General features: G+C 46.0%; 12 protein-coding genes. All 12 read right to left on the bottom strand.

All coding sequences use genetic code 11. The features are described from left to right. Positions 1-9: 9 nt before the first annotated feature. Positions 10-1,215 (bottom strand): type II secretion system F family protein, encoded by a 1,206-nt coding sequence (locus WJQ40_RS11485; protein WP_337540391.1) that lies wholly within the window; start codon positions 1,213-1,215, stop codon positions 10-12. A gap of 92 nt (positions 1,216-1,307) precedes the next feature. Continuing rightward, positions 1,308-1,775: a type II secretion system protein gene (locus WJQ40_RS11480; protein ID WP_118798234.1), complete on the bottom strand. Its 468-nt coding sequence runs from the start codon at positions 1,773-1,775 to the stop codon at positions 1,308-1,310. Between the two features lie 25 nt (positions 1,776-1,800). After that, positions 1,801-3,435 carry a hypothetical protein gene (locus WJQ40_RS11475; protein ID WP_337540389.1) on the bottom strand — a complete coding sequence of 545 codons (1,635 nt, stop codon included), beginning with the start codon at positions 3,433-3,435 and terminating at the stop codon, positions 1,801-1,803. Positions 3,436-3,454: 19 nt separating this feature from the next. Then, positions 3,455-5,419, bottom strand: a complete 1,965-nt coding sequence (gene thrS / locus WJQ40_RS11470; RefSeq protein ID WP_118798232.1) for a threonine--tRNA ligase — start codon at positions 5,417-5,419, stop codon at positions 3,455-3,457. Between the two features lie 20 nt (positions 5,420-5,439). Then, positions 5,440-5,691, bottom strand: coding sequence for a hypothetical protein (locus WJQ40_RS11465; protein WP_337540388.1), 252 nt, complete (start codon positions 5,689-5,691; stop codon positions 5,440-5,442). A gap of 403 nt (positions 5,692-6,094) precedes the next feature. Further along, complete coding sequence (locus tag WJQ40_RS11460; protein WP_262574717.1) at positions 6,095-6,601, bottom strand: SEC-C metal-binding domain-containing protein; 507 nt, start codon at positions 6,599-6,601, stop codon at positions 6,095-6,097. Positions 6,602-6,835: 234 nt separating this feature from the next. Next, positions 6,836-7,648 carry a class I SAM-dependent methyltransferase gene (locus WJQ40_RS11455; protein WP_337540387.1) on the bottom strand — a complete coding sequence of 271 codons (813 nt, stop codon included), beginning with the start codon at positions 7,646-7,648 and terminating at the stop codon, positions 6,836-6,838. Between the two features lie 77 nt (positions 7,649-7,725). Then, complete coding sequence (locus tag WJQ40_RS11450; protein WP_118798229.1) at positions 7,726-8,367, bottom strand: TetR/AcrR family transcriptional regulator; 642 nt, start codon at positions 8,365-8,367, stop codon at positions 7,726-7,728. Beyond that, entirely contained in the window at positions 8,364-9,656 is a 1,293-nt protein-coding gene (locus WJQ40_RS11445) for an HAD hydrolase family protein (protein WP_337540384.1), read from the bottom strand. The genes WJQ40_RS11450 and WJQ40_RS11445 overlap by 4 nt, the downstream gene beginning before the upstream one ends. 144 nt (positions 9,657-9,800) lie before the next feature. After that, a complete protein-coding gene (locus tag WJQ40_RS11440) occupies positions 9,801-10,595 on the bottom strand; it encodes an ABC transporter ATP-binding protein (protein ID WP_118798227.1) in 795 nt (264 codons plus the stop codon). Beyond that, positions 10,588-11,517: an ABC transporter permease gene (locus WJQ40_RS11435; protein ID WP_118798226.1), complete on the bottom strand. Its 930-nt coding sequence runs from the start codon at positions 11,515-11,517 to the stop codon at positions 10,588-10,590. Before WJQ40_RS11435 ends, WJQ40_RS11440 begins: the two co-directional genes overlap by 8 nt. Before the next feature lie 89 nt (positions 11,518-11,606). Beyond that, entirely contained in the window at positions 11,607-12,653 is a 1,047-nt protein-coding gene (locus tag WJQ40_RS11430) for an ABC transporter substrate-binding protein (protein WP_118798225.1), read from the bottom strand.

Here is a 12,653-nt window from a genome sequence, read left to right as displayed (position 1 = left end):
TTTTTCCAATTAATAATATACACTGGTACCGATTGCTGAATAGGAATCATAGATCGGCATCATCACTGCGATCATGATAAACCCGATGATAACAGCCATACATATGATAAGTGCCGGCTCCAGATAGCTGATCAGCCGTCCCGTTGCCATCTCTGACTCATAATCAAAGGCATCTGCCAGTGAATCCAGCATGACAGCCATATCACCGCTTTCTTCTCCTACACGTATCACCGAAGACAGCTTTTTCCTGAACCCGTTGATATGGTCTACTGCCTCACTGAGACAGTGTCCCTCCTTCAGAAGACTGATCACTTCATCAAACTGTCCCTCTATATAGCTGTTTCCAATCGTCCTTCTTGCGATCTGCATGGCATTCACGATTGGAAGCCCTGAACGGTACAATGAGCTTAACGATCTTGCAAATCTCGCCGTATAGATCACGGACAGAAGCTTTCCTGCGACCGGTATTTTCAGCTTCCATTCATCCCTTTTCCTCCTGACTGCCGGTATCCTGAAAAGCAGGAGGAAAAGCAGCACCAGAATGATCAGGACGGCCAGCAGTCCTATGCCATGTGTGCCGATAAAGTCACTAATTCCAAACAGGATCCTCGTCGGCAATGGTAATTGCGACATGTTATCAAACAGCTCTGAAAGCTGTGGCAGAATAAAGCTCATAATGAAGATCACCATCAGTACAGACATAACTGCCAGTATTTTCGGATATGTGACAGCACCCTTGATCCTGGTATCCAGATGATGTTCCTTTTCATAATGAAGAGAAAGCCTCATTGCCGTACCACCCAGGTTTCCTCCGTTCTCTGCAGCCCGGTACATATGGATCATCAGCGCAGGAAATGCTCCCTTCTGCTGCTCCATGGCATCTGACAGAGCTTCCCCCTGTCTGACAGCCTTCAGCACACCTGTCAGAATCTCCCTGTCTTTCTTCTTCCTGGTCTCCTCCTGGGAAAGTATCGTCAGACAACGTACCAGAGGTACTCCTGCTCCAAGCATATCAGAGAGTTCTCTGTTAAATTCAGAAAGCATCAGAGGAGATAACTGATGATAACTTCTGCTTTCCTGCATATCTCTTGCATCGATCAGATATTTTCCTTCCATCTTCAGCTTCTGATACAGCTCCTCTTCACTTACAGCCGACATCTCCCCGGTAACTGCACGTCCCTTTTTATTTCTTGCCTCATAATAATACCTTGCCATCCGGACCCCCGTTTCTTTTCCGGCAAATCCTCTCTTTGCCCTGATTAAACCACAATAGCGGTGCCATTGACACCGCTAATCCTCATCTTATCTTACTGTATAACTGTCCACATACCGTCTTTCAGGGTAACGGTAATGCTTCCATACTGCACAACAATTCCATTAATGGTATAATATCCATGATTGGAAGCTGCTCCTTCTTCTGACAGACTGTCACTTTCAAAAGATACATCCAGGATCTGAGCATCCTCTGCATCTGCCATTCTGAGAATCCGTTCCTTATCATAATCAGTCAGACTGTGATCCGCACCAGCCATGGTACCATCCCATACCGCATACTTCTCCGACTCGATCGCCTGTGCTGACATATACACGCTCCGCGCACTCAATATGTACTGCTTACCCTTGGCCTCATCAATCCACCCAAGAAGGCTTGGTACAAGTATGGCCGCCAGAAGCGTCAGTATAACCATCACTACGATCAGCTCTACCAGGGTAAAGCCTCTGTTATCTGCAGCATCTGTTCTGTATACTGCCCGATTGCTTTCCTTAATGTTCATTTTAATTCCCCCATTAAGTACTATTTTATCGTGGTTTTGCCTCTTCGTCAATCGTTAATGCGTAAAGATTAAACCAGTAGCGTTCGATCATCGCACTGCTATCTTCCCTGACAGAAATTCCTGCTTCCTGCCATTTTGCCACAATTTCCTCTCTTGCCTTTCCACTTCCAAGGAAATATACCTTCCTGCCTTCTTTTAGAAGCTCCTTCAGCTGGCTGATCCCGGCTTCATCAGTAAATTCTCCTTCCGCAAGGTCATGTACCTCCGGAAACAGTTCCTTTACCAGCTCTTCTGCCCTCTCATACCACAAATAGGAATCCGATCCTTCATAATATGCCATCACAGCCTGGAGCTGTCCAAAATTAAATATCGTGACAGCATCCTCTTCTGACAGCTTCGCGAGAACCTCCTGCGCCTCTTTCATCTGCTTCTGCTTCCACATTTCATTTCCGTAGAATGCCCGGAAATCACAGCCTCCTATTATCACAAAAAGCAGCAGGACTGCCGCTATGACCGCTGACTCTGCCTTTTTCCTCTTCTCCTTCTGTCCCGTCCTGTTTTCTTTGTTCTCCCCTCCCGTCAGGAAGTCTTCTACTCCACAGCTTCTGTTTCCCAGAAATACTGCCAAAGACAGCCACATACACGGCATAGCCGGAACCATATACCGGTATACAAAAACAGGCTTTATAAGGACAGATGCCAGAAATCCAAAGATTATGATCCCGACAACAGGCATCAGACATCCAAGGGAAAAGGAGACTGCCATTCCTCCATTTCTTCTCTTCGAAAACAGCAGAAAAATATCCCCAAGGACTTCTCCTGCAAAAAGAAGGAACAGCACTACTGCCATCACTGCACTGACTTTTCCAGATGAAAAATCCGGTGCAAGCAGAAATTTCACGCATCCCCCAAGTGTCCGCAGGGAGACCGGCTGGATCCAGTAGCTTTCCTTCACCTGGCTGACCTGTCTTGTGACTGCCGCAAGGAGCCATGGCAGATAACAGACAACGCAGACTGCTGCACTGAAAAAAAAGCTCCGCAGTTCATTTTTCTGCTTTTTCAGAAGCAGCATGACCAGGACATACAGATAGACCATACAGGCTGCCACACAGGCAAAATAATGGGTATAGCAGGCACACAGAGCAGCTCCTGTCAGAAGGATCCAGTTCCTCCGCCTGCCTTCTGTCAGAACGCCAAAGGCTTCTGTCATAGTCATCACAACGAACAGCGCCGCATAGCTGTACATCCTGATCTCAACCGTGTATTCTGAAAGTCCCGGCATGGACATGGTCAGGAAAAAGAACAGTCCAGCGCTCAGCGTACCAAAATACTTTTTTACAGGAAATACTGCCAGCAGCAGCATACAAAGAAAGGGCAGCCAGGAAACCAGCTTGGCAGCTGTCACCTGCATGGCTACTGTACTTTCCGGTACAGCTGTAAGAAACAGCTTCAGGATCAGATAATACAGTGGCGGATGTACATCCCTTGCAGTTATGGAGATCAGCTCCCATACCGGCTTTCTGACAAGCCCCAGAGAAAACACTTCATCATACCAGATATCGCTGCCCACACAAAGAAAAGCAGAGCTTACCAGCATACCTGCGCCAAGCAGAAAAAACAGGATTCCCGCAAGTTCCTTTTTGCTTTGCTTTTCATTCATATAAACAGCTCCTTAAAAATTACTTCTTTTCTTCTTCTACTTCTTCCTTGCGGATCGCCTTGGTCCTGATCTCCTCTGTGATCTGGGCAATAAACTCATCCAGAGGCTTCACACCCTCATCTCCGGCAAAGCGGCTTCTGACAGATACTGTCCCGTCCGCCTCTTCCTGCTGTCCGACAACAAGCATATAAGGCAGTCTGTCCATTCTTGCCTCACGGATCTTAAAACCGATCTTTTCGGAGCGGTTATCTACTGTAACATCCACATCAGCCTTTGCCAGTGCTTTACGAACCTGTTCTGCATAATCAGCATACTTCTCAGAAATAGGAAGGACACGGACCTGCTCCGGGCAAAGCCATGTCGGAAACTTACCGGCATATTTCTCGATCAGCCATGCCAGTGTTCTCTCGTAGCATCCCATGGAAGTTCTGTGAATGATATAAGGACGCTTCTTTTCACCATTCTGATCCACATAGTACATATCGAAGTTCTCTGCGATCGCACAGTCAAGCTGGATCGTGATCATGGTATCTTCCTTGCCATATACATTCTTTGCCTGGATATCGATCTTCGGTCCGTAGAATGCAGCTTCACCATCAGCCTCTACAAAGGGCACCTGCTTCTCCTCCAGCAGCTTACGCAGTACCTCCTGTGTGGACTCCCAGTAATGCTCATCTCCCAGATATTTCTTCTTATTGGCCGGATCCCATTTGGAAAGGCGGAAGGTTACATCCTTTTCAAGGCCAAGCACTGACAGAACGTAATATGCCAGATTAAAGCAGTTGGATAACTCTTCCTCTGTCTGGTCAGGACGGATCACATTGTGTGCCTCTGTGATAGTAAACTGACGTACTCTGGTAAGTCCATGCATTTCACCGGAATCCTCAGAACGGAACAACGTGGAGGTCTCACTCATACGGTAAGGCAGATCCCTGTAGGATTTCTGGGTATTCTTATATACATAATACTGGAACGGGCAGGTCATGGGACGAAGCGCAAATACTTCCTTGTCTGTTTCTTCATCCCCAAGGACAAACATGCCATCCTTGTAATGATCCCAGTGTCCGGAAATCTTGTAAAGATCACTCTTGGCCATTAGGGGAGTTCTGGTTCTGACATAGCCCCATTCCTTATCCTCAAGGTCTTCAATCCATCTCTGAAGCTTCATGATCATCTTGGTTCCCTTCGGAGGGAAAAGAGGAAGTCCCTGTCCGATCACATCTACTGTAGTAAACAGCTCCATCTCCCGGCCAAGCTTATTGTGGTCACGTCTCTTGGCATCCTCAAGCTGCTCAAGGTAGGCAGCAAGCTCTTCTTTCTTGTTAAATGCCGTACCATAGATTCTCTGCAGTCTTGCTTTCTCTGCATCTCCTCTCCAGTATGCCATGGAAGAAGAGGTCAGCTTGAAGGCCTTGATTCCCTTTGTGTTCATCAGGTGGGGGCCTGCGCACAGGTCAACGAATTCTCCCTGATCATAGAAGGAAATCTCTGCATCCTCCGGAAGCTCCTCGATCAGCTCTACCTTGTAAGGTTCTTCTCTGTCTTTCATAAACTGGATCGCTTCATTTCTCGGAAGGGTAAATCTCTTCAGCTCATGACCTTCCTTGATGATCTTCTTCATCTCTGCTTCGATCTTGTCAAGATCATCTCTTGAAAAAGGCTCATGCTCAAAATCATAATAATATCCTGTATCAATGGCAGGTCCGATCGCAAGCTTTGACTGTGGGAACAGTCTCTTTACTGCCTCTGCCATAACGTGGGAACAGGTGTGGCGGATCACACGCAGACCCTCTGGATCAGAAGCTGTCAGGATGTTCAGGCTACAGTCCTTATCTACTACAGTACGAAGATCTACGACCTCTCCGTCAAGCTCTCCTGCACAGGCTGCCCTGGCAAGTCCTTCACTTAAATCTGCTGCGATCTCATATACGCTTTTGGCACTGTCATATTCTTTTACAGAACCGTCTTTTAATGTAATTTTCATCTCTCTTATCTCCTCTTATTTTATTCTCTGTTCTCTTCTGCTTTCTCGATCTCGTCCCAGTCACCGGCCTTTTTCCCGGCTTTCAGACCGTTGCCGTAGGGACTGTTATTGCCATTGTTGCTTCCGATGGTCGTATTTTTTCTGGGAGAAGTCAGAAGTCCAAAGACAATACCTCCCAGAATACCAACTGCCATGGCAAGCACAAACTCTCTGTTGGAAATGGTAGTGGTACCTGCCAGAAATGTTTTCAGTTTTTCGATTTTCTCTTTCATAGTTTTCCTCCTGGTTCAAAAATATTGCTTTCCCTGCGTCACCGTGAAGCCGCTTGTTTTTCTGTGGTGCGTATTAAAAAATCCCATGCACTACTGTCGTAATACATGGGACGTAAGAAACGCGGTTCCACCCTGCTTGCTTCCTGCGCCTGTGACGTCTTACAGAAGCCTCTCAAATCCTGTAACGTAGGAATACGGACCTGATTGGGGTCACTCCGAGGTAGTTTTCGGATGCTTCCTGCAGGAACATTCTCAGCACAGATATCACTATCTGATGTTCTTCTCTGATACATTCCACATCGTACTCTTCTCATCAACGTGTTATCTTTAATCTGCCATTATCATATGACACTTTTTCAGATCTGTAAAGACCAAACCTGAAAAAAATTATTTAATGGAAAATTTATTTATTCCGACCGCAGCATTTCTTATACTTCTTACCACTTCCGCAGGGGCAGGGATCGTTGGGATAGATCTTCTCCGGCTTTACGATCGTGGTAGAAGACTTCTGCTCCTTGTAAAGAGCCTTACGCTTGTCCTCATCAAAGATCTCTTCCCATTCAGGAAGCTCGTACAGCCAGTCAGCACCTGCTGCTACCATGTTCTTGTAAAGAAGCTCCTTGTCAAATCCAAGGCTTACCTCAGTGTCCTCTTCCATTTCTTCGATGGGATTGGCAGCCTTTAAGCTGTCATTGATTCCGTCCAGGAAACCTACCATTGTCATCAGGTCAACACTGTATTTATCTGCCAGTTCCTTTACAGTACCCTTTACTTCTTCATCGGGATTCTTCAGAAGGATAGCATAGATTTCTTTCTCCTTCTGGAAGTAAGCACCCCAGAGTCTCTGTAAGTCTCCTTTATTTGCTGTTTCTGAATAGGCCATATCACGCCACTTTTGCAGTAATGCCATAAAACTCGTCCTCCTTGTTCATGTATGCCTATTATATAACAGTTTATCAGAAAAGTAAAAATTTTTTTCATTTTCACGTATAAACCTTATTTTTACGGTTCATACTATGATTACAATCAGTCACAGGAACCCCCTCCTTTGACGATTGCAAGGTAACCCGCTTACGAAGGATAAATGAAATACTTATCCTCCCCTAAAATTCCCGGGACTGCAAAGGCGCAGTTCCGGGGATTTTTATTTGATCCCGTAGATCAGGCCTGCCCCGCTGATCATCCATGGTGTCTGGATATATCCGGGCACAAGGCCATCCTGCTTCTCAATATTGCCGATATAATGCACCTCCTGAAAGCCTGCCTTTTTCAGTTCTTCCACAAACTGCTCCATATCACCGTACAGCGCCTTCTGTGCAAACATATCCTGCAGAGCAAATGCACCGCCTTTTTTCAGGACACGGAATGCCTCTCTTACCACATCTCTTTTATCCTTTGCCGTCCTTACCTCATGGAATACAAAGTTGCTGACAATGGCATCAAAAGTTTCATCTGCAAAATCAAGGCTTGCCGCATCTCCCTTCTGGAAGCTTACTCTGTCAGAAACCTTTTCCACCTTTGCATTCTTTTCACACTGCTCCTTTGCATAGCTCCACTCTTTTCCCCAGTAATCCATTCCTGTCAGTTCTGCCTCAGGATAGGTAAGGGCGCAGCGCATGGTAAGGGCTCCTGCTCCGCATCCGATATCCAGCAGTTTTCCCTTTCCGTCCCAGGGCAGATGATTTACCAGATACTGATGTACATCTCCCATTACATCGCCTTTGTTAAAATCAAAGGCCTCACGGCATCGCCACATATAAAGCGTATACGCCAGAAGGATTACAAGCAGCACTCCTGTAATCCAGACCGGTACAGCCACCTTTAAAACTGCTGCAAAAACGATCGTCAACACAGCCAGCACAATATCTCCGGCCCACATAAGCTTCATCATATTTGCCGGTACCCAGTTTCCATAATTTCCTTCCTTAGATAACATGATCTTTTTTCCCTTCATCATAATCTCCTTCCTGCTTTTCAGCATAACATTTGTTATAATCTGTTATGTAAAAAAGTCCGAGGCGTCTGCCCCGGACTTCAATTACCACTATGTTCTGTTTTCAGTTGTCTGACGAGTGCCTCAAACCCGGCATCACAGTAGATGCCAATCTGTCTTGCCAACTTCTTTGTTTCCTCCAGTGTATATTCTTTTCGGATGATGGTGAGATAACTCTCTACCCGCATTCTGACGATCACATCCAAAAGCTTCTCATCCACATCTGATATTCCATATTTTCCGAAGAACAGGAGAAATCCCTGCCTCAGCCCTTCCTGAAGCTCTTCAAAAACCTTTTCATAAGCGGTTCCCGCTGTTCCTTCCAGAAGGATCTGACATTCTTCCTTGTAATTCCAGAGCATCTCCAGCATCTGCTCATCTCCGTCTGCACTGGATGATTCTCCTTCAAATTCTTCCATGGTGCTCTTCTGTACCATGGCACTGAAATAGGTGATCACCGGCCTTAAGATCTCATCCAGGAGCTGTTCCTTATTTTCAAACTGAAAATAAAACGCACCTGTTGTCACACCTGCTTGTTTGCAGATATTCCGAAGGCTTGCACCTTTGTACCCATATTTCAGGAACTCCTGTTTTCCCGCCCTGATGATCAGTTCTTTTGAATTTTCTCTGTCATTCTGGTTCATAACATTTGTTATGTTAGCATAGACTAACTGTTTTGTCAATCCCTCCGGGTTCTTCTCCACTTCACTACTTCATATCTTTTCTTCAGTTCCCGGACAACCCGGTTGCTGTCCCCCGACCTGATCACAATATCATATTTTCCCTCAATGCTGCCAAAGGTTACTGTCTTTTTCAAATCCAGCATAGCTTTCAGGTATTCCGTCATATGCTCCCTGGTTGCATTTTTATTATAAATCTTAATATAGGAATAACCCGGATAATCTACGGAGTCATATTTCAGGATCTTCAGTTTTTCTGTCAGCCCTTTGTTTTTCAGCACCTCATAAAATTCTTCTATGATCTTCTTTTCATAAAGCATCATAAAATAAACTACATTTTCCTGCTTCATGGATTCGCTTTTCACATAATTGCGGTAAGACGATTTTCTCATCTCCCGGACGAGGGCTTCGTGCACCGGCTCTCCCGTTTCTTCATAAAAGATCATAAGCATGTCATCCACCACCACATTGGCAAAACAGGACAGACCATGCTTTTTGACCAGACTCAGCACCTCCATGCTCATGGAGTGGGATATCACATACACCTTCAGATAAGCATTCTCATTGATATCATACAGCACTGCCCCGTCCATGGCGATCACCGGAAGTTTCAGCCTGATGTCCTGCATGGGCTTCATCAGAGATGCCGGTGTTCTCATGGTAGACAGGGTAAAGTTCGCTCCTTCATCCAGCATCCGGTTCAGTTCCACACGGCTGTAGTCGCTTAAATTGTCATCTCTGGAAAGCAGCGTATCATCCAGTCCTGATATGAACAGGATATCCTTCTGTTTTTTCCGTGGAAGGGAAATACAGTTCACCCCTATTCCCACAGCGATTCCGATCACCGTATCCAGAAAACGATTCCATACAAAAAGATAGGGATTGGCATCTGTCATATGGTTGACCACGATGCTTAAAAATACCACACAGGAAAAATAGGAGGCCTGTTTCTTTTTGATCACAATGGTAGTGTAGAGCACCGGTACGATCATGGCAGAGATCAGTACGGCATTGAATACCTCCAGTGCTTTTCCGGTAAATGGGATCTTCTCCATGATCAGGAGCACAATCAGTCCATAGATTGCTCCGATCGTGGTACCTGTCAGTCTCTGCAGTGCATTCTTTCGGCTGTTTGCCACATAGATCTGGATACACCTCAGCGCCGCCAGATGGGAATAAAATACAATGCCGCTGCTTCCCCGAAGAAAGGAGATCAGATAACAGATGGCGATCGCTGTCGCCGATTTTACAATACGCATACCAATATGAGGAAACTGTAATCTTTTTTTCATCCTGTTCTGCCTTTCCTGCTACACATTCCTACAACGTGAAAGAATCCTGCTTGCTGGATTCTCCGCCTGCGGTGGGTCACTGTAATTTCCTGTGACGTAAAAAGGCGTCCAGACCTCATGGTCTGAACGCCTTCGTTCTTTTTCTTAACCAAGAATAGCCTGATCACTCAGGAATTCATCTCCGCTTGCTGCCTCAAACTTATGAAGCAGGTCTTCTACGGTAAGCTTCTTCTTTTCTTCTCCTCTGATATCCAGGATGACATGTCCATCCTTCAGCATGATCAGTCGGTTGCCATGCACAATGGCATCCTTCATATTGTGAGTGATCATCAGCGTAGTCAGCTTGTCTCTGTTCACGATCTTTTCTGTGGTCTCCAATACCTTGGCTGCTGTCTTGGGATCCAGTGCTGCTGTATGCTCATCAAGGAGCAGTACCTTAGGCTTCTGAAGTGTGGCCATCAGAAGTGTCAGTGCCTGACGCTGTCCACCGGAAAGCAGGCCTACCTTGGAGGTCATACGCTCTTCCAAAGAAAGATCAAGGCTCTTTAACAGCTCCTTATATTCTTCCCGTTCCTTCTTGGTGATTCCCGTTTTCAGGGAACGGCTCTTTCCGCGGCGCTTTGCTAACGCCAGATTTTCTTCGATGCCCATGGTGGCTGCTGTACCGGTCATAGGATCCTGGAATACCCTTCCCAGGTACTTCGCCCTCTTATGCTCCGGAAGCTTTGTAACATCAATACCATCGATCACGATCCTGCCCTCATCGACCGGCCACACACCGGCAATGGCATTCATCATGGTTGACTTACCGGAGCCATTGCCACCAATAACAGTAACAAAGTCACCATCCTCAAGTGTCAGGGAAAAATCATCCAGCGCCACCTTTTCATTTACAGTTCCTTTATTGAAGATCTTGGTTACATTCTTAATTTCAAGCATGTGCCTTTCCTCCCTTCTTTGCAGAGGGCTTCGTGAAATATTTTGCCTTCCAGTAGGGTACTGCCAGGAAAATACCAACAACCACTGCTGACAGAAGCTTCAGAAGATCTGTATCGATACCGAGCCAGATTACAGTCTGTACCACGAAATAATACAGGATGGAACCAAGCACAGCAGCAAGAAGCTTCAGTCCGAAGTTCTTGAAGATCTTACCAAAGATTGCTTCCCCAATGATAACAGCTGCCAGTCCGATAACGATAGCACCACGTCCCATATTGATATCCGCAAAGCCCTGATACTGACAGAGCAATGCCCCTGATAGTCCCACAAGACCGTTGGAGATCATAAGTCCAAGTACCTTGGAGAAATTGGTATTAATTCCCTGTGCTCTTGACATATTGCTGTTACAGCCTGTGGCACGGAGCGCACATCCCATTTCTGTTCCAAAGAACCAGTACAGAATGGCAATCAGAATAATCACAACAACAGTAACAACAAAAATTGTATTTTTATAGAAAGGGACATTCTTTACATAGCGGAGAGCTACGAGAAGGTCATATTTATCAGCACCGATCGCCTGATTGGCCTTTCCCATTATTTTCAAATTAATAGAATACAGTCCAAACTGTGTTAAAATACCGGCCAGGATCGCAGGTATTCCCATAAAAGTGTGAAACAGTCCTGTCACCAGTCCTGCCGCCATGCCCGCCAGTGTCGCTGCCAGCATGGACACATATACATTGTGGCCGGAAAGCATCATCATAATGCAGACCGCACCACCGGTTCCAATAGAACCATCTACAGTCAGATCCGCAATATCCAGGATCCTGAAGGTAATATAAATACCGATTGCTGCGATTCCCCAGATCAGTCCCTGGGCTACAGCTCCCGGCAATGCATTGAGCAGATTTAAGAAATTCATTGATATCCTCCCCGTTACATCATTTTTCTTTTAAGAAAGGCAGCAGGGAAGTTCCTGCTGCCCGTTTCTTACTCTTTTTCTGTCTGTGATTATTCCTCAATTGCCTCATAATCATCAGGCACTGTAATGTTCAGCGCATCACAGATCGTCTTATTGTACTTCTTTACGAAGTTGGGAGCGTACTCTACCGGCATGGTAGAAATATCTTCTCCGTTCAGGACTCTCACTGCCATCTTGCCGGTTGCAACACCAAGATCATAATAGCTGATAGAAAGGGTTGCCACACCGCATCCTGCACAGATACCTTCTTCTCCTGTCACTACAGGAATGCCTGCGGGCTGGAAGATGTTGTTGATGATCTCTGTATTGGAAGCTACGGTATTGTCAGTAGGTACATACAGTACATCTACTTCACCGGATGCTGTTGTTGCTACGGAAGCAAGGTCATTGGAGTCTGAGAATGAATAGTAGTTGCATGTATATCCCATCTCTTCCAGATATCCCTTAATGGTATCTACCTGGTACTGTGAGTTTGCTTCTGCGGAGCAGTATAACAGACCGACAGTCTTGGCATCAGGGAAAAGCTCCTTGATCATATCTGCCTGTCCGTCAAGAGGTGCCAGATCAGAGGTACCTGAAATATTACCGCCCACTGTACCACTAAAATCACTGATATCCAGTGCCACGCCATACTCGGTAACAGATGTTCCAAGAATCGGGATCTCTGTTGTACCGGTTGCAGCTGCCTGAAGGGCAGGTGTTGCATTGGCAAGGATCAGGTCTACATTGTTGCTGACAAAGCTGTTGATGATCGTAGCACAGGTATTTGAATCACCCTGGGCATTCTGCTCATCAAAAGTAACACTGTCACCGAACTCTTCTGTCAGGGCATCCTTAAAGCCCTGTGTTGCTGCATCCAGTGCTTCGTGCTGAACGAGCTGGCAGATACCTACAGTAAAGGTCTTGCCATCTGCTGCAGCAGTATCTGCTTCTGCAGTCTCAGCTGTTTCTGTTTCATCAGCTGCCTCGGTTGTTTCTGCTGCATCAGTTGTCTCTGAAGAAGTGGTATCTGCAGATCCACATGCAGTCAGAGCAACCATAGCACCGGTTAAAAGAAGTGCTAAGAATTTTTTCAT

This window comes from Suilimivivens sp., from assembly GCF_037359455.1.
GTDB lineage: Bacteria > Bacillota > Clostridia > Lachnospirales > Lachnospiraceae > Suilimivivens > Suilimivivens aceti.
Note: the sequence above shows the minus strand (reverse complement) of the source record. Positions and strands in the feature narration are given on the sequence as shown.

Excerpts from the sequence above, each read along its gene's own strand:
- WJQ40_RS11485 (WP_337540391.1), bottom strand. The coding sequence starts at position 1,215 with ATGGCAAGGTATTATTATGAGGCAAGAAATAAAAAGGGACGTGCAGTT.
- WJQ40_RS11480 (WP_118798234.1), bottom strand. The coding sequence starts at position 1,775 with ATGAACATTAAGGAAAGCAATCGGGCAGTATACAGAACAGATGCTGCA.
- WJQ40_RS11475 (WP_337540389.1), bottom strand. The coding sequence starts at position 3,435 with ATGAATGAAAAGCAAAGCAAAAAGGAACTTGCGGGAATCCTGTTTTTT.
- thrS (WP_118798232.1), bottom strand. The coding sequence starts at position 5,419 with ATGAAAATTACATTAAAAGACGGTTCTGTAAAAGAATATGACAGTGCC.
- WJQ40_RS11465 (WP_337540388.1), bottom strand. The coding sequence starts at position 5,691 with ATGAAAGAGAAAATCGAAAAACTGAAAACATTTCTGGCAGGTACCACT.
- WJQ40_RS11460 (WP_262574717.1), bottom strand. The coding sequence starts at position 6,601 with ATGGCATTACTGCAAAAGTGGCGTGATATGGCCTATTCAGAAACAGCA.
- WJQ40_RS11455 (WP_337540387.1), bottom strand. The coding sequence starts at position 7,648 with ATGATGAAGGGAAAAAAGATCATGTTATCTAAGGAAGGAAATTATGGA.
- WJQ40_RS11445 (WP_337540384.1), bottom strand. The coding sequence starts at position 9,656 with ATGAAAAAAAGATTACAGTTTCCTCATATTGGTATGCGTATTGTAAAA.
- WJQ40_RS11440 (WP_118798227.1), bottom strand. The coding sequence starts at position 10,595 with ATGCTTGAAATTAAGAATGTAACCAAGATCTTCAATAAAGGAACTGTA.
- WJQ40_RS11435 (WP_118798226.1), bottom strand. The coding sequence starts at position 11,517 with ATGAATTTCTTAAATCTGCTCAATGCATTGCCGGGAGCTGTAGCCCAG.
- WJQ40_RS11430 (WP_118798225.1), bottom strand. The coding sequence starts at position 12,653 with ATGAAAAAATTCTTAGCACTTCTTTTAACCGGTGCTATGGTTGCTCTG.